This window comes from Aerophototrophica crusticola, assembly GCF_012913305.1.
GTDB classification, from domain to species: Bacteria; Pseudomonadota; Alphaproteobacteria; order Azospirillales; family Azospirillaceae; genus Niveispirillum; species Niveispirillum crusticola.
This window is the reverse complement of the sequence record NZ_CP051775.1, coordinates 921000-940271: the sequence shown is the minus strand read 5'-3', so window position 1 is coordinate 940271 and position 19272 is coordinate 921000. Positions and strand designations below refer to the sequence as shown.

General features: G+C 69.5%; 17 protein-coding genes. 7 read left to right on the top strand and 10 right to left on the bottom strand.

Translation table 11 applies throughout. The annotated features are described in order from the left end of the window. The 5 genes from HHL28_RS04575 to HHL28_RS04555 form a co-directional block, all read right to left on the bottom strand. Nucleotides 1-252 (bottom strand): acyl carrier protein, encoded by a 252-nt coding sequence (locus HHL28_RS04575; RefSeq protein ID WP_075770091.1) that lies wholly within the window; start codon nucleotides 250-252, stop codon nucleotides 1-3. After that, nucleotides 253-1437 (bottom strand): NAD-dependent epimerase/dehydratase family protein, encoded by a 1185-nt coding sequence (locus HHL28_RS04570; protein WP_404326511.1) that lies wholly within the window; start codon nucleotides 1435-1437, stop codon nucleotides 253-255. A 10-nt stretch (nucleotides 1438-1447) separates the two neighbouring features. Continuing rightward, nucleotides 1448-3178, bottom strand: coding sequence for a fatty acyl-AMP ligase (locus HHL28_RS04565; protein WP_075770089.1), 1731 nt, complete (start codon nucleotides 3176-3178; stop codon nucleotides 1448-1450). Between the two features lie 212 nt (nucleotides 3179-3390). Beyond that, nucleotides 3391-4530 carry a hypothetical protein gene (locus HHL28_RS04560; protein ID WP_075770088.1) on the bottom strand — a complete coding sequence of 380 codons (1140 nt, stop codon included), beginning with the start codon at nucleotides 4528-4530 and terminating at the stop codon, nucleotides 3391-3393. After that, nucleotides 4527-5858, bottom strand: a complete 1332-nt coding sequence (locus tag HHL28_RS04555) for a lipopolysaccharide biosynthesis protein (RefSeq protein ID WP_075770087.1) — start codon at nucleotides 5856-5858, stop codon at nucleotides 4527-4529. The genes HHL28_RS04560 and HHL28_RS04555 overlap by 4 nt, the downstream gene beginning before the upstream one ends. A 263-nt stretch (nucleotides 5859-6121) precedes the next feature. Here HHL28_RS04555 and HHL28_RS04550 point away from each other — a divergent pair, with 263 nt between their 5' ends. The 3 genes from HHL28_RS04550 to HHL28_RS04540 all read left to right on the top strand — a co-directional run bounded on the left by HHL28_RS04550 (nucleotide 6122) and on the right by HHL28_RS04540 (nucleotide 7882). Next, complete coding sequence (locus HHL28_RS04550) at nucleotides 6122-6907, top strand: MlaA family lipoprotein (RefSeq protein WP_075770086.1); 786 nt, start codon at nucleotides 6122-6124, stop codon at nucleotides 6905-6907. A 189-nt stretch (nucleotides 6908-7096) separates the two neighbouring features. Beyond that, entirely contained in the window at nucleotides 7097-7660 is a 564-nt protein-coding gene (locus tag HHL28_RS04545; RefSeq protein WP_075770085.1) for a 3-keto-disaccharide hydrolase, read from the top strand. 30 nt (nucleotides 7661-7690) lie between these two features. Next, complete coding sequence (locus HHL28_RS04540; protein ID WP_075770084.1) at nucleotides 7691-7882, top strand: hypothetical protein; 192 nt, start codon at nucleotides 7691-7693, stop codon at nucleotides 7880-7882. 164 nt (nucleotides 7883-8046) lie between these two features. Here HHL28_RS04540 and HHL28_RS04535 read toward each other — a convergent pair whose 3' ends face one another. Together HHL28_RS04535 and HHL28_RS04530 are read right to left on the bottom strand one after the other, a co-directional pair. Then, on the bottom strand, nucleotides 8047-8466 hold the full coding sequence (locus HHL28_RS04535; RefSeq protein WP_075770083.1) for a MarR family winged helix-turn-helix transcriptional regulator: 420 nt from the start codon (nucleotides 8464-8466) through the stop codon (nucleotides 8047-8049). A 117-nt stretch (nucleotides 8467-8583) separates the two neighbouring features. Beyond that, a complete protein-coding gene (locus HHL28_RS04530; RefSeq protein WP_169654778.1) occupies nucleotides 8584-10173 on the bottom strand; it encodes an alpha-amylase family glycosyl hydrolase in 1590 nt (529 codons plus the stop codon). Between the two features lie 174 nt (nucleotides 10174-10347). Here HHL28_RS04530 and HHL28_RS04525 point away from each other — a divergent pair, with 174 nt between their 5' ends. Then, a complete protein-coding gene (locus HHL28_RS04525; protein ID WP_404326507.1) occupies nucleotides 10348-12300 on the top strand; it encodes a hypothetical protein in 1953 nt (650 codons plus the stop codon). 461 nt (nucleotides 12301-12761) lie between these two features. Further along, complete coding sequence (locus tag HHL28_RS04520; protein WP_075770079.1) at nucleotides 12762-14168, top strand: PRC-barrel domain-containing protein; 1407 nt, start codon at nucleotides 12762-12764, stop codon at nucleotides 14166-14168. 72 nt (nucleotides 14169-14240) lie between these two features. Here the strand turns inward: HHL28_RS04520 and HHL28_RS04515 are convergent, their stop codons facing one another. Beyond that, a complete protein-coding gene (locus tag HHL28_RS04515; RefSeq protein WP_169654776.1) occupies nucleotides 14241-15323 on the bottom strand; it encodes a sensor histidine kinase in 1083 nt (360 codons plus the stop codon). A gap of 309 nt (nucleotides 15324-15632) precedes the next feature. Here HHL28_RS04515 and HHL28_RS04510 point away from each other — a divergent pair, with 309 nt between their 5' ends. Further along, nucleotides 15633-15839, top strand: a complete 207-nt coding sequence (locus HHL28_RS04510; protein ID WP_075770077.1) for a hypothetical protein — start codon at nucleotides 15633-15635, stop codon at nucleotides 15837-15839. Nucleotides 15840-16106: 267 nt separating this feature from the next. On the opposite strand, the gene HHL28_RS04505 is transcribed toward HHL28_RS04510, so the two are convergent. Continuing rightward, complete coding sequence (locus HHL28_RS04505; protein ID WP_075770076.1) at nucleotides 16107-17795, bottom strand: hypothetical protein; 1689 nt, start codon at nucleotides 17793-17795, stop codon at nucleotides 16107-16109. Between the two features lie 326 nt (nucleotides 17796-18121). Next, nucleotides 18122-18802 (bottom strand): RluA family pseudouridine synthase, encoded by a 681-nt coding sequence (locus HHL28_RS04500; protein ID WP_075770075.1) that lies wholly within the window; start codon nucleotides 18800-18802, stop codon nucleotides 18122-18124. A gap of 156 nt (nucleotides 18803-18958) precedes the next feature. Between HHL28_RS04500 and HHL28_RS18320 the strand changes: the two genes are divergently transcribed. Next, the gene (locus HHL28_RS18320) at nucleotides 18959-19264 is read left to right on the top strand and encodes a cation transporter (RefSeq protein WP_404326503.1); all 306 of its coding nucleotides are present in this window, start codon (nucleotides 18959-18961) and stop codon (nucleotides 19262-19264) included. Nucleotides 19265-19272 lie beyond the last annotated feature (8 nt).

The following is a 19272-nucleotide window of genomic DNA, read 5'->3' as shown; positions in this document are numbered from 1 at the left end:
TCAGGAGCGCCCCCGAAGTTCCCGGATCGTCCGCGCCAGATCCCCCACCGTCTCCACCTCGGCGATGCGCTCAAGGGGGATGGAGATGTCGAACCTGTCCTCAAGCACCATCACGAAATCCATGACGGCCAGGGAGTCGAGCCCCAGGTCGCGGGTGATGTTCGTGTCGGTGGTGATGGTAACGGGCGATTGCAGGCTAGGCCCGAGGGCGCGGATGATCTCTGCAACGATCTCGTCGTCTTCAGCGTCCATTCAGCGAACCCGGGCGAATTCTGGAAGAGTTTTTTGGAAAGGGATCAAGGATACCGAAGCCTCGGCATCCATGCACAAATCGTCATCTGGCTGTAAGGTAAGTGCAACGCCCACGGATGCAAGTAGAAACCGGCGGGACAGTTTGTTGCAGGCGCAGAACAGCCGCGCGTTTGGTAATTCGGCCACACCATCCCTAGCGGTTACGGCTTTCGGCCTATAGCCAGCCCTGGTGTCGGTACCAGGAAACGGATTCCGTAAATCCTTCCAACAGCTTGCGGGTGGGCTTCCACAGGCCCGGGGCGGCATGCCGGACGGGTCGACCGACCAGTCCGGGTGGAGAATTTCACGGACTTTGCCGGATGTCATCATGACCGGACGTCGAAGCAGCCATGCCCAGCCGCTGCCCGCCAGACCCATCCCACGCAGCAGCGGGGCGGCGACTCTGACCCGCACGGCCTTGTGCCCCAGGGCCGCCGCGGCGGTGTCAAGCAAATCCGCCCAGCCATATCCGCCGGGCTTGCCGTCGGCCAGCTCGTAGGTCTGACCGCGGGGGCCGCCGGGACGGGCCAGGGCGGCGACGGCCGCCGCGCAATCCTCCACATGCAGCAGGGCCAGGCGCGCGCCGGGACCACCCGCGACGGGCACGACGGGGCTGTCGGCAGCCTTGAACAGGGCCAGCGTCTCGCGGTCGCCGGGGCCGTACAGGGCCGGGGGGCGCAGCACCACCCAATCCTCCGTGCCGGAGCAGCGCACCGCCGCCTCCTCCCCCGCCCGTTTGCTGGCGGCATAGGGGGAAAGCTGCGGCTCCCGCGCCGCGAGGCTGGAGACCACCACCAGCCGGGCGCCGGGTGCCGCCTTGGCCATGGCACGGCCCAGCCGGGCGGAGCCGCCCTCGTTGATGGCGAAGAAGTCCTTCCTGCCGGCCGCCTTGATCAGGCCCGCGGCATGGATGACCGCGTCGGCCCCGCGCACCAGCCGCTCCAGCGCGGCATCGCTGGACAGGTCGCCGGGGACCACCTCCAGGGGCACCGCGGCCGTCAGGGGGTGGACGGGGTCCTGGCGCACCAGAATCCGGACCCGGAACCCCGCTTTATGCAGCGCCCGGATGACGTGCCGGCCCAGGAACCCGGTGGCCCCGGTCAGGGCCGCCAGGGGCCGCGGCGCGCTGTCTGCTCCGACTGCCATGGGCCTGCCGTCAGGCTGCCGCCGTGCCGCGGCCGTACTCCCCCCGCAGGTACATCTGCTTGGCGCGGGAGCGGCTGAGCTTGCCGGAGGAGGTCTGCGGCAGGGAATGGGTGGGCACCAGGACCACCCGCACCTCCACCCCGTGGGCGGAGCGCAGCACGCCGGCCACCTCCTGTGCCAACGCGTCGCGGGCGCCCGGGTCGCTGGTCCGGCACTGGACCAGAACCATGACCACCTCGCCTGAGTCCTCATCCACGGAGAAGGCGGCCACATCGCCGCTGCGCAGCGACTCGACCTGGTGCTCCGTCGTCCACTCCAGGTCCTGCGGCCAGATGTTGCGGCCGTTCACCAGGATCAGGTCCTTGGCACGGCCGGTGATGACAATCTGCCCGTCGCAGAGGTAGCCCAGGTCGCCCGTGTCCAGCCATCCCTGCGCGGACAGGGCCGCGGCCGTCTCTTCCGGCCGGCCGAAATACTCCCGCATCAGCGACGGGCCGCGGGCGAAGACGCGGCCCACCTGGCGTTCGGCGACGGGCCGGCCCACCTCATCCCGCACCTGGATCTCATGCCCCGGCAGGGCCGGGCCGTTCAGCACGAAGTCGCGGGACCGCTCGGTATCCGGCCCGGGGGGCACGGCCACCTGTTCGTTCTCCAGCCGGTCCAGGTCCACCAGGTCGGTGACCAGCCCCGTGTCCAGCGGCGCGAAGCTGAGGGCAAGGCTCGCCTCCGCCATGCCATAGCTGGCGACCAGGGCCTCCTTCCGGAAGCCGCGGGGCCCGAAGGCGTCGGCGAACCGCTCCAGCACCCGGGGGCGCACCATGTCGCCGCCGATGCCGGCCACCCGCCAGCCCGACAGGTCGATATCCTCGGTCGAGGCGGTCTGCGCCCGGCGGCTGGCCAGCTCATAGCCGAAGCTGGGGCTGTAGGACAGGGTGCCGCCATTGCGGGTGATGAGCTGCAGCCAGAGCAGCGGCCGCCGCGCGAATTCCCGCGTCGGCAACAGGTCGATGGAGAGCTGGCTGACCAGCGGGGCCAGCATGAAACCCACCATGCCCATGTCATGGTAGAGGGGCAGCCAGGAGGTGGCCCGGTCCCCGTCACGCACCTTCAGCCCGTCGCGGGTGATGCCCACGCAATTGGCCATCAAGGCGCCCTGCGTCACCGCGACGCCCAGGGGGAAGCGGGTGCTGCCGGAGGAGAACTGGAGATAGCAGAGGTCGTCCGGGCCGACGGTGGGCAGTTCCACCCCGTCCGCGGACACGTCCTGGAACAGGGCCAGCGTGCCCACCGCCTTCAGGTCCAGCCCGTCGGCCGCGGCGGCCAGCCAGTCGGCCAGGGCGGCCGGGGCCAGGGCGGCTGCGGCCTGGGCACCCTGGATCATGCGGCGGATATGGTCGACATAGGCGTCCTTGCCGCCGAATGCCGCGGGCAGCGGCATGGGGGCCGGCACCAGCCCGGCATACTGGCAGGCCATGAAGGCCCGCAGGAAATCGCCGTCGGACTCCGCGATGATGGCCACCCGTTCCCCCGGCACCAGTCCGGCGGCCAGCATCCGCCGGGCCAGGTCCAGGGACTGGTCCCGCAGGGCGCGGTAGGTGAGCACCTCCAGCAACTCCCCCCGGCCGGAATAGAAGTTCAGGCCGGTCGCTCCCCTGGCGGCATAGTCCAGCGCCTCCGCGACCGTGCGGAAGTCGGCAAGGCGCCTGGCCAGCCCGGAAGCGGTGGGGGTGGGTGACGACATGGGGTCCTGGGTTCCAACAAACGAGGGCGTGGCGGGCGATAAGCCTAACACGCGAAGGGGTTATCGTCGCGACCGTCGAAGGGCCGGGCAAAGATGGAACGCGCTTCCTAGCAAAGCCACCCCCAAGGGGCAACACGGCCGGGGCGCGTGCGTCCTGATCGTCACAGGGTGTGACAGCGGCGCATCCGCCCCGCCTTGATCCAGGCCAATCCTCAGGCCTTTCCGGCCGCCACCTTCTTCCGCAGCCATGTGGCGATGACGTCGGCATTGTGCCGGCCGGGCTCGGCGACGGTCAGGTCGAATGTCGCGGCCACCGCCTGTTCCTGGAACGGCCGCCAGGGGGACGGGTCGGCCATCAGGGAATCCAGCGCCGCGCCGAAGTCCGCCATGTCGGACACCACGGGCCCCAGGGTCCAGAACAGGTAGCGGGGGTTGCCCTGCCATTCCACCCCGTGGGCGTCGAGGAACAGGCAGGGCCGGGGCGACAGCAGGAACTCGTACACCTGGCTGGACACGTCGCCGAGATAGGCGTCGGCGCTGATCGTGTAGGTCATGTCCACGCTGCGGCCGCTGCCCAGGTCGATGAGCATGTGCGGCAGGTCGCGGTAACGGGCGAAGGGCGCGTACTTGTCCGGTGTCGGCGGGTCGAACAGCCTGACGTGGGGGGCGAACACCAGATTGTACCGGTCGCTGCCGGCGAAATATTCCAGCACGTCCCAGCCGAACCGCTCCCACGATGCGTATTTCGGGTCCCAGTTGGGATTGTACAGGATGGTCGGCCGGTCATTGTCGAACAGGCGCCGCGGTTGCTGGCGCATCCGGCGGACCATGTCGAACTTGGCATAGGCGCCGACGGCATGGTCGCCCGGCCGGACCAGCCCCGCCTCCGCCAGCCAGCCGGCCGTCTTCGGCCCGGGGGCCAGGACGAAGTCGAACTTCCGGATGCGCCGCTCCACCGCCGTGCCCTTGTCCCCCGCACCGTGGGCGGTGTGGATGAACTTGGGCCGGCGGACGCCGAACCTCTTCAGGTTCAGGCTGGTCTTCTCCGTCACCACCAGGGCGTCGTACTCGTCGAAGACATGCCGGTTGTGCCAGAGGGTCAGCAGCTTCGGCGGCACCTGCACCCGGCTGACCTTGCGCAGCAGGCGCAGGGGCCAGGCCGTCCCCAGCAGGCGGTAATTGACCCGCGACTCCGGGTAGAGCCGCTCCATCTCACGGACGAAGTCCAGGTGGCCGGGATAGGGGGACAGGATGTCCACGCAGAATCCCTGCATGGCCGACAGCTCGAACGCCATGGGCAGGCTGTGCGGGATCTGGTGGAGCTGGGCGTTGTAGAAGAAGGCGACCCTCATGCCCCGTCCCCCTCGTCACGCGCCGCCCTGGCCGGCGGGGTCGCCGGCAACGCCTGGCCCCGGAACCAGCGGATGACCGGCAGCAGGAAAGCGGCGAACACCACCACCGACGCGAACAGCCGTGCCCACCCGGCGCCGATCAGGCCATAGGACTGGACGGCCAGGAACAGCACCGGCAGGTACACCGCGGAACTCCAGATCCGCGCCCGCAGGGCGGCCCCGGCCTCGCCGCTGCTGATCAGCACGGGTTCCAGGGGGAAGGCCCAGATGCCCACCACGGCCGCCGCCACAAGCCAGATCATGACCGGATAGGCCGGGATGAAGTCCGGTCCCAGGACCAGGCCCAACAGCCATTCCCCCGCCAGCCAGACCAACCCCAACCCCAGGCTGGCCCCCGCCCCCGCCAGCAGGGCGGAACGCAGGGCCAGGTCGCGCATGGTCTTGTGCTCCCCCGCCGCGGACAGGCGGGCCAGCTCCGGGTAGATGGCCGGGACCAGCAGCTTGGCGGGCTTGGCCAGTGCCTCCCCCACCTGCCGGGCGACCCGGAACAGGGCGGCATCCTTCGGCCCCAGGTACCAGCCGACCACCAGCGTGCCAATATGGGTGAAGGCCAGTTCCAGCGTGGCGTTCAGGTTGGTGGAGAAGACGAACTTCCAGATGCCGTCGAACCCGCGGGTCAGCCCGCCGCCGCGCCAACGGAAGCCATCCAGCAGGCCACGGACCTTCAGTTCCTTCCAGCCGGCATGGATCAGGTAGACGCCCGCCACGACGGTGGCCAGGTACCAGGCGGCCAGGAACCACTCGATCCCCCCGCCCCACGCCCAGGCCGCCGCCCCGGCCAGCAGCCGCACCAGGTTGCCCAGGGTGCCCTGGACCGACAGCACGCCGAAACGGTCCACCAGGCGCAGCACCCCGGTGGGCGTGGCCGTGACCATGAACAGCACGGAGGTGACATAAAGCGCCGCGGCCGGCAGCAGCTCCGCCGGCCAGCCGAACCGCGGCCCCAGCACCCAGGCCAGCGCCACAGAGAACACCATGCCGGCCACGGCCGCACTTGCGTCCAGCAGCACGGTGAAACGGATAAGCCGTTGCAGGTCGCCGACCCGGCCATCCACCAGGGCCGGGGTGCCGTAGCGCAGCACCGCCTGCCAGGACTGGAATTTGGCGATCTCCCCGATGGCCTGGGTGAAGGTATGGATCAGCACCAGGATGCCGAACTGCTCCACGCCGAGGGCGCGGGCGGCCACGGCCATGGCGCCCAGGCTGAAGACGGCGTTGAAACCCTTGCCGCCCAACAGGATACCGGCATTGGCGAACAGCCGCCGCAAACGGCCGTCTCCGAACCAGCCGGCCCTTGCGGGGGTGGAGGGGGATCACTCGGAAGGATAGGACTCATGGGATTGCATCTAGCAGCATCGCTGCCACCCGCCTATGGACATGCGCTGACAGGTAGCCGGTGAAGTGTTGCAGTGCAGGATGAACCGCCCTGCGCAGATCGCATGATGTGGCGACCATCACTTTGTCGCATCTTTTTTGGTGATATCGGTATGCCCGCCCTGGTGGCAGCCGCCACCTTCCAGGACCATTCCCCGTGAGCTTGCTTCCCCGTCGCCTCCCCGCCCTACTTGCCGTCCTGTTTCTGGGGGCGGCCACCTTCGCCTTGCCGGCCGGGGCCCAGGAGGCATCGCAACCGGCGGAAGACGTCAACGACCCGCTGGAGCCGGTGAACCGCGCCATCTTCTGGCTGAATGAGGGGCTGGACGTGGTCATCCTCCGCCCCGTGGCGGAGATCTACAAGGCCGTGTTGCCCGACCCCGCCAAGCGCGGCGTGCGCAACGTGCTGCAGAACCTGCGCTCGCCGCTGGACCTCGCCAACCAGACACTGCAGGGCGACTGGGAGGGGGCCGGCAACGTGGTGAAGCGTTTCGCCATCAACACCACCGTGGGCCTGGGCGGTCTGATCGACGTGGCCGGGGAACACGGCATGCCCTATGAGTATGAAAGCTTCGACCAGACATTGGCGGTCTGGGGCGTGCCAGAGGGACCGTATCTGGTGCTGCCGCTACTGGGCCCGTCCTCCCTGCGCGACGCCGTAGGATTCGGGGCGGAGTTCTACGGCGACCCCGTCTCCAACCTCGCCAGCAACAACGATGCCCAGTGGTTCAACTACACCCGGGCTGGCCTGAACGTGGCGGACACCCGTGCCGGCTACATCGAGGTGATGGACGACCTGAAGCGCAACAGCTTCGACTACTACGCTGCCATGCGCTCCCTCTATCGCCAGCGGCGGGACAATTGGGTCCGCGACGGCGTCCTGCCGCCCCCCTCCGCCGACCTGCCGGACATCCCGGACTACGACGCGCCGGCCGGGAAGTGAGTACAGCCGGTCTTTGGACCGAGCTAGGGCCTGGAGCGCAGCTTCCCCCGCGCAGGCGGGGGTCCACGGTTTTTGAGCCGTTGCCCGCCGCCAGCCGTAGCTGAAAAACAGTGGACCCCCGCCTGCGCGGGGGAGGCATAATTCCCAGCTACGCCGGAATTCTGGCCCCCTGAGCCTGTTAAGCCGGCCATGCCGACGGACAAGGACTTCCTCCCCCTCCTCACCCCCGGCCTGCCGGGCTGGCGCATGGCAGGCGCCGGCGGCTTCCTTGAGGTGGGGCCGGGCACGGTCGAAAGCCGGGGCGGGCCCGGCCTGTTCTGGTTCGCGGACGCGGTCTTCGCGGACTTCGTGCTGGTGGCGGAGTGGCGTTGCCAGGGCGACCATGACAATTCCGGCATATTCCTGCGCAGCCCGCCCCTGGCCGACAGCGACAAGCCTGCCATTGAGCAGGGCTATGAAATCCAGATCGACGACCGTGGCGTGGCCCCGGACGGCAGCCTGGGCAGCCCGTTGCACCTGACCGGTGCCGTCTATTCCCTGGTCCCCGTGACGGAAAGCGCCTTCCGCCCCACCGGCGACTGGAACCGGTTCGAGGTCAAGGCCCGGGGCGGCGACATCGGCGTGGTGCTGAACGGCCGGCCTGTCTGCCACCTCACCGGTGGGAACCGGCGGCGGGAGGGGCACGTTGCCCTCCAGGCCCACCATGACGGGTCCCGGGTGCAGTTCCGGGACCTGCGCGTCGCCCGGCTCTAGCCGACGACACGACACCGAGGGGAGAGCACCATGCCGCGTCCGCAGCCCCTGCCCGGGGACGGCCGTCCCGCGCCGAACGAGGACCTTCCCGTCACCGACATCCCCATGACCGACATCCCGGGCCCCCGGGACCTGCCGGGGAACGACCTTCCCGGTGTCGGCATTCCCAAGGACCCGCCCGGCCTGCCCCCCGGCGCCCCGCCGGGCGTCATCCCCATGTGACGGGGCGGTGGGGACTCATACCAGCCGCCGTTGATCGTGACCGATCAACGGCCCCTCAGGCGCCGGGCGCCGCCCTCCGGCGGCTTGGCTCACGCGGGCATGGGCCCGCGGGTCGGCGGTCGCCGGCCTCCAAGCGCATGAGTCAAAAACTCATGCGCTTGGTATCAGTGGCTGGCGTGCCCGTTCAACGGCACGGCGGCCACCGCCAGGATCGGCGCCGGCATCGTCTCGGCCGCGCCGGCCTCCGCCGTGTCCACAACCAGAAGGCCGGTGAGCTGGCGCATGAAGTCCTGGCCCTTGCGGGTCAGGAAGACGCGCTTGTTTCGCCGGTCGGCGGGGTCTTCCCGCCAGGCCAGCAGGTCATGCCCGTTGGCGCCCTTGTGCCCCGTGCGGGACATAAGCGCCACCGTGCGGCTGACGGAGGATTTCACCACCCCGACCCGCTGGGCGATGTCCTTCATCCCGATCTCACCCGCTTCCGCCACCACCAGCAGGATGGCCATCGCCACCGCGCCGATCTCCGCGTCCAACGCGCGGAAATGGGCCACCATCCTGCCCGCCGCCCGCACTGCCCCCTGGTCCATCACTGCCCCCGTGCTACCGATGCCCACGGCAGACAGGTGCCACGGCCGAACGATGGGCGGCTGTGAAAACATTCGGACGGGGTAACCCGGCCGGGAAGGTCACGGGGCAGGTTCAGCCTAAGGCGATGAGCACCCCTTCCGCCTCACCCAAGGACAGGGTGCCAGACAGGCGCTCCCCCGCGCGTGGCCGCCGGTGGACAGCAGCACGTCGCCGCCGCCGTCGGGCAGGGCCACCTCATGCCGCTCCGCGCCCAGGTTCAGGACCACCAGGATGGTCCGGCCGGCATGGGTCCGGCTGTAGACCAGCAGGGTGCCCAGGGCGGTGACGTCCTGGTAATCGCCCAGGCTCAACGCCGGCTCTTCCCGGCGCAGGGCGATCAGGTCGCGGTAGAGGGACAGGACGCTGCCAGGGTCCCGGCTTTGCGCCGCCACATTGTTGGTCTTCCAGTCCTCCGCCAGGGGCAGCCAGGGCTCCACCCCCTCCGCCGCGAAGCCGGCGTTGGGGCTGTCATCCCACTGCATGGGCGTGCGGCAGGGGTCGCGGCCAAGGCCCAGGCCGGGCACGTTCTTCTCGAACGGGTCCTGAACCCGGTCCGGCGGGATGGGCACGTCCATCATGCCCAGCTCGTCCCCGTAATAGAGGGTCGGCGTGCCGCGCAGGGTCAGCAGCAGCATGGCTGCCACCCTGGCCTGCCGCGGCCCCACCCGGCTGGCGATGCGGCTGCGGTCATGGTTGCCCAGCACCCAGTTGGGCCAGCCGCCCTTGGGCAGCGCCCGCTCATACTCCTCCACCAGATCCCGGATCTGCCTTGCGTCCCAGGCCGAGGTGATGAGCTGGAAGTTGAAGGGCAGGTGCGCGCCCTTCAAATCCTCCCCGTAATAGGCCACCAGCCGCTCACTGGGCAGCCAGATCTCCCCGATCAGGACCCGCTCCGGATAGGCATCCATCACGGCACGCATCTCCCGCACCACCTCATGCACCTCCGGCCGGTCGGCGGAATAGGTGGTCAGCAGGCGGTTGGCCGGGTTGCCGCCGGCGGGCGGGTTGGGGTTCGGCGGGTTGTCCCGGAACTGGTCGTCCTTGACCAGGTGCCACATGACGTCCACCCGGAACCCGTCCACCCCCTTGTCCAGCCAGAAGCGCATGGAATCATAGATGGCCTCCCGGACCTCCGGGTTGCGCCAGTTCAGGTCCGGCTGGCTGGCCAGGAAGGCGTGGTAGTAGTACTGGCCCGTGGCCTCGTCATATTCCCAGCCCGACCCGCCGAACTCCGACAGCCAGTTGGTGGGCGGGCCGCCATCCGGGGCGGGGTCCCGCCAGATGTACCAGTCGCGCTTGGGATTGTCCCGGGACGACCGGCTTTCCAGGAACCAGGGGTGCTGGTCGCTGGTGTGGTTGGGCACCAGGTCCAGGACCAGCTTCAACCCACGCTCCTTCGCCGCCGCCAGCAGGGCGTCGAAGTCGGCCATCGTCCCGAACAGGGGCTCGATCCCGCAATAGTCGGCGATGTCGTAGCCGAAATCCTTCATGGGCGACGGGAAGATCGGGCTGATCCAGATCGCGTCGACCCCCAGCGACACCACATGGTCCAGCCGCTGGCGGATGCCCCGCAGGTCCCCAACCCCGTCGCCGTCCGTGTCCTGGAAGCTGCGCGGATAGACCTGGTAGACGATCCCCCGCTTCCACCATTCCGCCTCGCTGGACATCCCGAACCCCTCTTCCGTGTCGCCATGAGCCGACTCCAACGGCGTCACCGGCCGCTTGTTGCCCGCAACCCTACCGCCCGCCCATTGCGACCGCATGACAAGGGCCGGCCAAGGAACAGTCCCCGCCCGGTCCTTGTTCTGCGCCCTGGCTGATCCCGGCCTTCGCGGGCACTGATGATGCGTGTGTGGAAGACCCTGCTTGTCCTGGCCGTGCTGGGCATTTCCCTGGCCGCCGCCGCCCTGCTGGTCCGGGTGGAGTACGCGCCCTTCCCGTCGGAGGCGGAGCTGCTGAACCCCCAGCGCCGGCCGTTCGACACAGCCTATGACGTGCTGGGGGAGCGGGTGCCCCATGCCGACGTGCCCCAGCTCAAGGCCACCCGCGCCGGCCTCGCCCACCTCTCGCGGGAGAACGGGGCCATCCAGGTCACCCCCGCCCTGGTGCAACTGGGCCGCGACGCCTTCTACCGGGAGACCTTCGGCAACGAGGTCTTCCTGTCCGACGTGATGGGCCTGCTGGACGGGGCCATGACGCCCTGGGCGATGACCAAGTCCCTCCTCTCCCTGGCAGGCGGTTCCACCACGAACCTGGAGCTGACCCTGGCCAGGGACGTGCGGCTGGGCGACCGGGTACTGGCCAAGGGCACGGTGGTCCCCACCGGCCTGGACGTGCCCGCGGGCTCCCTGCTGCCCCTAGGCGTGAAGATGGTTTGGGACAAGGGGCGTTTGCGCGCCGGCCTGACCTGCGCCGCCTGCCACAGCACCGTGGACGCGGCCACCGGCAAGGTGGTGGAGGGGGTGCCCAACACAGACCTGAACGTGGGGCTGATGCTGGCCTTGGCGTCCAACACGTCAGCCTATTTCACCCATGTGGGGGTGAAGGACCCCACCGCCCTGGCCGGGCCGGATGCCGCCACCGTCACCGCCCGGGACGGGCAGCCCGTCCCCCTGCCGGACCCGGCGGCCCTGGAGGCGCTGGTGGACGGGCAGTTCGCCGCCTGGCCGCCGGGCAGCTTCGACAGCACCATCGACAAGGTGAACAACCCGACCAGCATCCCCGACAGCTTCACGGCGGAGGCGCACCCCTATGGCTGGTCCGGCTTCGCCCTGGTGGGGCCGTTCCGCGGCTCCAGCATGCTCAGCAACAACGTCCACGCCCTGAACGCCGACGCCACCACCAGCGCCCAGGCGGCACCGGACGTGCTGGGCCTGGACACGGAGGTGTACCTGGCCCTGCTGCTGCGCGGGGCGGCCAACCCGGATTTCCGCTGGGACCCTGCCGGCGGCGCCCCGCCGTCGGCCGTGCTGGCCGCCGCCGACCCGACGCCGGAAAGCCCGGCCCTGGTCAGCGCGGCAAGGATGCCCACCTTCCCCAAAGTCACCTACGTCTCCACCGACAGCCTGCTGCTCAGCACCCCGGGCCTGCCGGTGTGGGAGAAGGTGAACGCCATGTCCGCCTTCCAGGAGACGCTGACCGCCCCCCTGCCGCCCCTGGACCCGCAAGCGGTGCAGCGCGGGGCGCGGGTTTTCGACCGGGCCGGCTGCGGTGCCTGCCATGCCGGCCCGGCCCTGACCAACAACCGCATCCTGCCGGTGGCGGAGGTGGGGACGGAGCCGTCCCGCGCCATCGCCCTGGCGGCGACGGAGAAGGCGCTGGCCCCCAGCCTAATGATCGCCCCCTCCGCCCCCTTCCCCATGCCGGCGGAGCCGCGGGTGATCGACGTGCCCATCCCGACGGAGCAGCTCGACCAGCTCGCCCTGGGCTGGGCGCACCGGGGGACACAGGGTGGCTACAAGGTGAAGGGGCTGGTAGGCCTCGCCTGGACCGCCCCCTACCTGCATGACTCCGGCGTCGCGGTGGGGCCGGATGCCGACCGGCAGCTCGGCCTGCCCGGCACCCTCTATGCCGGGGTGACGCCCGATCCGCGCAACAGCCTTAGGGCCCTGCTGGACCGTGACCTGCGGGCAAAGGTGGTAGCCGCGAACAGGGCCGACGCCCGCGCCCAGACCACCCACGCGACCGGCGAGGGCCACCCCTTCTGGGCCGACGCGGCAGCCGGCTTCAGCCCGGCGGAGCAGGAGGATTTGGTCAGTTTCCTGCTGTCCATCCGCCAGGCCGCGCCCCGTTGACGACACGGCTTGGAACCGCCTCACCCCACCCCTGTTGCAGGCCCATGGACGAGATGACCGACATCCTGGCGGGACCCTACCCAGTGCCGCCCCTGCCCGAACCTGCCGGCCCCGGCCGGGAAGACCCGGACGCCCCGCCACCTGTGGAGGAGCCGCCGGACGCCATCCCCGTCCCGCCGCAGGAACCGCCCCCCATGCCCGAACGATTGGCGGGCCGCGGCGCTTGCGGATAGGCCCGCGCCCGCTGGCCGGATGTCACACCAAGGGGCCGGGCCGGTTGCTTAGAGCGGTTTCCAGGCGACGGGAAACCGCTCCGGAGGCGACCGCCGCCGCACGGCCCCGTGGTCGCGGAAGCCAAGCCGCGGATGCGGTGCCGGCGTTTGAGGAAGCGTAACGAAGACCAATGCCGTGGTGCGGGCGGCAGGCCCGTACCACCCCGTTTGCCCCTGCGGAGGAGCCCGATGCGTACCCGCCTGATGACGGCGGCGGTGGCCTTGATGGTGCTGGCCGCGCCGCTGCCCGTACTGGCCGAGGAGGCCGGACCCGTTACGACACCGACCACCGAGGCGAGCACCGAACCGAGCCGGGCCGAGCTGGCGGCCAGCGCCACCACGGCGCAACTGTTCGAGGCCCGCAACTCCATCCGCCTCGCCCAGCGGGAGTTGGGCATCGCCCAGCGCGCCGGGGATGAGATGCGGCTGGAGCGGGCGCGCTCCGCCATGGACCAAGCCCTTGTGCGCCTGTCCGCCGTGCTGACCGACGCCCAGCGCCAGGTGGAGGTAGCCCGCGCCTCCCTCCAGCAGGAAGCGCCGGACGCCCAGGAGAACGTCGCCGCCGCCGTGCGCCCGTTCGACTCCTCGCCCACCCGGGATGCCGAGCCCACCCGCTTCGAGGGCACCGCCCCCGTGGACGGCGAACCCGTGACCCAGGCCATGGCCACGCCGGAGCAGCAGCGTGCCGAGGCCGGCCCGCCGGTGGAGCCGCCGGACGCCGACCCCTCCGCCGCCCCCGCGCCGCCTGTACCGGCCATGGACCCCACCGCTTCCGCGCCGCAGGACACGGCCAGCCTGGACGCTGACCGCCAGGGCGTGGACCAGCAGGGCCCGGCCGCCAGTGGCCTGGCCACCGAGCCCGTCCCGCCGGCCGACAGCACCGTGGCCCTGGCCGGCCGTGGGGAGCCCATGCCGGACGTGGCCCCGCCCTCCCCGGCAGCCAGCGCCACCACCGGTGACGCGCTTGCCGCCACCGACGTGGCCCCGCCTGCGGCGGAGCCCCAGTCCTCCATGCTGGCCCCGACTGAGCCGGCAACCGCCGACCCGGCCACGCCGCCGGTGACGGAACAGTCCTCGGCCTTGCCGGCTGAGCCCGCCCCGGCCGAGACGGCCATGGTCACCCCGGGTGAGGCCCAGCCGCCGCTGGCCCTCGGCACCCAGCCCGGTCCCGAGGCCGCGCCGGAGCCCCTCGCCAACATCCCCCCTGCGGCCACCCTGCCGGCCGAGGGCACGGCTGCCCCCGTGGCGCCGGCCACGCCGGTACCGGCGCCCGAGCAGCACTCCGCCCTGACCCCGGCGGAGCAACAGGCGGCCCTCCCAGCTCCTGCCGCGGCGGACACCGCCCCGGTGACGGCGGAGGCCGAGCCGGTCACCCTGCGCACCGTCATGGGCCGTGAGGTCTATGGCAGCCGGGGCGAGCCGCTGGGCCGGGTGGAGGACCTGCTGGTCTCTGGCAGCACCGGCGGCATCTCCGCCCTGCTGGTCCGGGTGGACCAGTCCAGCGACGACAGCGTCGCCCTGGTCCGGGTGCCTTTCACCCTGGTGCAGATGGGCAACGGCCGCATCACCGTGCCGATGAACCTGACCACCCAATAAGTCATCAAGGACTGGAAAGGGCCGCGGCATCCCGGTGCCGCGGCCCTTTCTCTTTTGGGGGCACGCGCACTCTCAGCCCAGCGGCACCTTCAGGTCCCAGCGCAGGCCTTTCCCCATGGTGGGGACCAATGTCCCCCGCACCTGCTCCGCCAGCGCCTTGGACAGTCGCAGCCCCAGGCCATGGCGCAAGGGCTGGGCCGGCCCGGGCCCGTCATCTGCCACCCATAGCCAAGCCGCCCCCTCATCCGCCCGGAAGCCCACCCGCACGGTCCCCCTGGTCCCGGCCGGGTAGGCGTGCCGCAAGGCGTTGGACAGCAGCTCGTTCAGGATCAGGCCGATCGGGACGGCCCGGTCCACGTCCAACCGGCCGGCCGCTTCCTCCACCAGCACCACGACCTCGGGCCGGCCGGAGAGGGAGGCCAGTTGCGGGGCCAGGGTGCGGACATAGTCGCCGAAATCCAGAAGCCCCACCTCCTCCGTCATGTAGAGCCGGGCGTGGATCTCGGCGATGGCGCTGACGCGCTGGCAGGCCGCGTCGAAGGCGACGCGCGTGTCACCCGCGCCCAGGGTTCCGGCCTGCAAACGCAAAAGGCTGACAACCAGTTGCAGGCTGTTCTTGATGCGGTGGTTAAGCTCCCGCAGCAGCAGGCCGCGACGGTGCAGGGCGTCTGCCCGCTCGCTCTCCAGCGCCTCCGCCTGCTGGGCCTGGCCTTGCTCCGCCGCCACCAGGGCGCCGATCTCGGTGATGATGCCCATGACCTGTGTGACGTGGCCGTCCGCGTCCCATTGGAAGGGGCGTTCCTTGGTGCGTATCCAGTGCCAGGACCCGTCGGCCGCACGAAGTCGGTACCGGGCCTCCACCATCCTGTCCGGCCAAGCCGACAGCCGGCCGTCCGCCAGCCGCTGCGCCCGCATCTCCGCCAGATCGTCAGGATGGATGATGCTCGGCAACAGTCCCGGCCCCAACGCCGCCATTTCCGCCTGGGTCAAGCCCGTGAACTCGCAGGCGCGCGGGTTGGCATAGACGTTCCGGTCCGCCACGACGTCATGCACATAAATGATGTCCGGCGTCAGCGCCACGAGCCGTTCCAACAGGGCTGGATCGGTGCCGCCACCCGGCGAATTGCCTGGCTTGTCTTTGTCGAACTTGGTCATGCAGGACATCATCATGGGCCGTGAAAAGCAAATTCATGAAAAAAGCCACACAACGCCTTACATTCGCATGATATCCTGCATAGTTGGTTGAACCAACCCTGTCCCACTATCCATTTAGCCTTAAGACCTGGCCCAGGAATTTCCGTTTACGTAAAGGAACGTCATTTTCCATTGACGTAGAGTTTCCCTTTCGTTGCCGATCTGCTCTGATCTTCGCAACATCGGCATGGCATCATCGGGATGCCTGCTTGGCGTGATCCCCGTGGGCAGGGGCTGTTGTCCCCTTATCCACTAACGGGAGGTTCCGCCATGACAACGGACAACCGCGCCCATCCCAGTAATCTGGGCGACGCCTCGCCAGACAAGGTCCGCGCCGACCAGTTCGAGAGCCGCATCAAGGGCCAGACCCCGGACCGCAAGGCCGACGCCGGCGGCAAGCCGGGCGACAAGGCCAAGGTGGTGGAGGCGTCCTGCCACGGCCAATCCGGCCACGCCCAGCACGGGACGGGCGACTAACCGACCAGGCGCCGGATCGTCGTCGCCATGTGCGGCGGCGGTTCGGCCGTGGCTTCAAGAAATAAACCTCATGGACCGGATCGCCCAGGATGGGCATGGCCGACGCGGACAGGTCCGGGCGCAGCTGGTGCATTGGCCTGTCCGCGGTTTCAGCGTCACCCACGACAGGCGCACGTCCGTGCCCAGCTGCGCTGGCAGCCGCGACATACTGGGCCAGCACAAGGCTGCCGGCCCCGTCAGCCCAGGAGGACCGACGGGGCCGTCCGGTCAGGCAAGGCGCAGGACGGAAGCGAAGTTGGTCGTCGCCGCACCCCCGGTGGCTATGTTGACCGTCACCTGCAGGGTTTGGCTGTCCGTTCGGGTCAAGGCATCGGTCATCCAGGATAGGCCGGAGCCGCCGCCATTGTCGGCCAAGCGCGGCAGCTCAACCAAGGTGCCGATGCCTGTCTCAAGGAAGATGCTGCACCGGACCAGATAGGCCGTGCCGGACGCGGTATATGCCCCGCGCGTCACCAGATAGACCCGCAGCTCCTTGTAGCGCATACCAGGGAAGGCATGGGTTGAGCTGCCGCCCGAGGGCCGCGCCACCTCCTGCCGCCCGAACCGGCCGACCAGCGCCGACAAGCCCCGTGGCGCGGTGACGTGCATCACCAGGTCCTCAAAGGGCAGGCCCTGGTCCGGGTCCGTCACCTGGGAATTGGCCTGGTACAGGGTGGACGGGGTGATGTCGGGGATCTCGCTCGGGAAGGACGACTGCACGCGGTTGGTCAGGCCGCCATAGGGCGCGGTGCCGCTGACGCGGGACCAGACCATTCCGGGCACCTTCGCGAACACGGTGCTGGCGTTGTGGTTTTCCACGTCGCGGGTGCAGGCTTCCCACTCGCCGACGACATAGTTGGCGTCGTTCACGATGCCGGACGAACTGCCCACGTTGAGGATTTTCAGGGCCGTCGGAGTGGCGTTCGGGCCCGTATGGTTTTGAATTTGCTCGTACCGGTTATCCAGGAAGTTGCCCTCGCCGTCGTCCAGTTGGAAGCCGGTATTTCCGTACGTCGGGCCCCAGATGTGCAGCCTGAACCAATTGCGGTTGCTACCAGAACCAGAGCCCGGCGACGCATTGCCCGCCAGCCACACCCCACGCCGGCAATCCTTCACCTCACCAGCGATGTGGTTATAGTACAGCTGGCTGTCCAAGGCGCCGGCCCGAGGGCCGGGCCGCAGCACGATCCCGTTCTCGAAGCCATTCACGTAGACGCGGATGTTGTTGTCGTTGATCTCCGAGAAGCCGGCGCTTTCGTTGACGGGGGCCAAGCGCAAGCCGGTGTTGCCACTGAACTGAGACAGGTCGGACGTCAGCTTGATGTCGTGCACCACGCACCGGGACGTGGCCACCCGCAGTGCCGCCTTGTTGCTGGCATGCAGATAGATGCCCGATTTCAGGCCGCATCCAAAAATCTTGGTGCCTGGCACGGTGATCTGGAGTTCATCCGTGACGCGGTAAACTGCATCGATGAAGCCCGCCACCGGGTTGGCTTGCACATAGGCCAGCCAGTCCCGCATGGCCGTCGTGCTGTCCACCACGCCACCCGGCGTGGCACCGAAGCGGGCCGGCGTGACGTACTGGCGGATCGCGTCCGCCAACTGCACGGGCACCGAACCGGTGCCTCCCTGCGTGAAGCTGTCACCGGCGGGGAATTCCAGGCCGTCGATCGACTGCACTAGATTGTCGGCCTTGTCGCGCAGGACAACCTTGTAAGCCCCGGCGCCGAAGATGGCCGGGAACAGACCGGCGCTGTCGGCAACCACGGGATTCGCGTGCGGGGTCGTCATGGCAGGGTCGGAGTAGGTGGGCTTGGGCGTGCTGGTGCCGGCCTCGTAGGTGTATAGCTTTGCCCCATCACGGGGGAGGCCGCTGGCATCGAAGGTGGCGACGAAGGGGGAGAACAAGCGCGACATTGCGGCTCCTTGGCGCGAGAAAAGCCCCGCGGGTCATGCGGGGCTGGAAGTTATAAAAAAAGCCCGTTGGCTGATGGCGGGTCTGCGTTTAAATAAGTATTCAGAGCAGTGGGCAAGGCACTTAACCCTGGCCAAGCCAGGTCATCCGGCGCCCGGTTTCGGGAAAAGTCTTGCTTCACAACGATTGTTGCATTCTCTGGATTGGGTGTGGAAGGTAATGCTTGCTGGAGCAAGCAGACAAGCCCTTTCAGTTCGGCTGATCCTCATTGGCGGCCGGAGGCGGACAACCCCGTCACGCGAACCCCGGATATGGCTGTCCGCGGACCCTAGCCAAACATGCCCCGGATCGTCGCCGCCATGTGCGGCGGCGGTTCGGCCGTGGCTTCCACCCAGCCGCCCTGCGCCTCCGCCCAGGGGATGCGTACGGCGCGGGACAGCAGGTGCAGGGGCTGGGCCGGCGGTATCTCCGCCCCATAGATCGGGTCGCCCAGGATGGGCATGGCCGTGACGGCCAAGTGCGCGCGCAACTGGTGCATCCGCCCGGTGCGCGGGTTCAGCTCCAGCAAGGACAGGCGCCCGTCCGTGCCCAACAGGCGCCAGTCGGTCAGGGCCGGCTTGCCTGCCGGGTCCACCACGACCTTGGAACAGCCGGGGATGTGCACCTTCATCAGCGGCAGGTCGATCTGCCCAGCCTCCGCCTTCGGGCGGCCCAACACGACAGCCCAATAGGTCTTCCGCACCTGGCCCGACAGGAACAGCCGGCCCATCCGCGCGGCGGCTGCCGCGTCGCGGGCCAGCACCAGGCAGCCGGCCGTGTCCTTGTCCAGCCGGTGGGCAAGCCGCGGCGGCTCTTCCCGGCCCATGGCGATCAGGGGCAGGTAGCGGTCCAGGTCATCCGTCGTCTTGGTGCCGAAATGGACAGGCAGGCCGTGGGGCTTGTCGAAGACCAACAGGTCCGCAGCCTCCACCAGCACGCGGGCACGGATCTCCTCGGGCAGGTAAGGCATCGGGTCGGGGCCGCGGGTCTGGGATCGGGTCCCCGTCCTACCTGACCCAGGTCATTTGCGCCAGGGCCCGGGACGGCCAAGATCACCCCTTGACCTTCCAGTGACTGGAAGCCCCACCTATCCGAGGGTCTGAACGAACCGTTTGGGTTTCCTGTCATGAGCACGACCGCCACGGCCCCCGTCACCCAGGTCGATTTGTCCATCCAGGGCATGACCTGCGCCAGTTGCAGCACCCGCGTGGAGAAGGCCCTGGCCCGCCTGCCGGGCGTGGTCAGCGCCAGCGTGAACCTGGCGACGGAGATGGCCCGGGTGCAGTCCAGCGGCCCCACCGCCCAGGAACTGGCGGACGCCGTCACCCGCGCCGGCTATCCAGCCCACCCCGTCGCAGCGGATGAGGTCGCCCCCCGCCGCCCGACACATCCGGGCGGGAGCGCCTGCACGTCCTCATCGCCGCCCTGCTGACCCTGCCC

Bases quoted from the DNA above. Each gene is read 5' to 3' on its own strand.
- HHL28_RS04575 (WP_075770091.1), bottom strand. From the start codon at position 252: ATGGACGCTGAAGACGACGAGATCGTTGCAGAGATCATCCGCGCCCTC.
- HHL28_RS04570 (WP_404326511.1), bottom strand. From the start codon at position 1,437: ATGGCAGTCGGAGCAGACAGCGCGCCGCGGCCCCTGGCGGCCCTGACC.
- HHL28_RS04565 (WP_075770089.1), bottom strand. From the start codon at position 3,178: ATGTCGTCACCCACCCCCACCGCTTCCGGGCTGGCCAGGCGCCTTGCC.
- HHL28_RS04560 (WP_075770088.1), bottom strand. From the start codon at position 4,530: ATGAGGGTCGCCTTCTTCTACAACGCCCAGCTCCACCAGATCCCGCAC.
- HHL28_RS04545 (WP_075770085.1), top strand. From the start codon at position 7,097: ATGCCGACGGACAAGGACTTCCTCCCCCTCCTCACCCCCGGCCTGCCG.
- HHL28_RS04540 (WP_075770084.1), top strand. From the start codon at position 7,691: ATGCCGCGTCCGCAGCCCCTGCCCGGGGACGGCCGTCCCGCGCCGAAC.
- HHL28_RS04535 (WP_075770083.1), bottom strand. From the start codon at position 8,466: ATGGACCAGGGGGCAGTGCGGGCGGCGGGCAGGATGGTGGCCCATTTC.
- HHL28_RS04530 (WP_169654778.1), bottom strand. From the start codon at position 10,173: ATGTCCAGCGAGGCGGAATGGTGGAAGCGGGGGATCGTCTACCAGGTC.
- HHL28_RS04525 (WP_404326507.1), top strand. From the start codon at position 10,348: ATGATGCGTGTGTGGAAGACCCTGCTTGTCCTGGCCGTGCTGGGCATT.
- HHL28_RS04520 (WP_075770079.1), top strand. From the start codon at position 12,762: ATGCGTACCCGCCTGATGACGGCGGCGGTGGCCTTGATGGTGCTGGCC.
- HHL28_RS04515 (WP_169654776.1), bottom strand. From the start codon at position 15,323: ATGACCAAGTTCGACAAAGACAAGCCAGGCAATTCGCCGGGTGGCGGC.
- HHL28_RS04510 (WP_075770077.1), top strand. From the start codon at position 15,633: ATGACAACGGACAACCGCGCCCATCCCAGTAATCTGGGCGACGCCTCG.
- HHL28_RS04505 (WP_075770076.1), bottom strand. From the start codon at position 17,795: ATGTCGCGCTTGTTCTCCCCCTTCGTCGCCACCTTCGATGCCAGCGGC.
- HHL28_RS04500 (WP_075770075.1), bottom strand. From the start codon at position 18,802: ATGCCTTACCTGCCCGAGGAGATCCGTGCCCGCGTGCTGGTGGAGGCT.
- HHL28_RS18320 (WP_404326503.1), top strand. From the start codon at position 18,959: ATGAGCACGACCGCCACGGCCCCCGTCACCCAGGTCGATTTGTCCATC.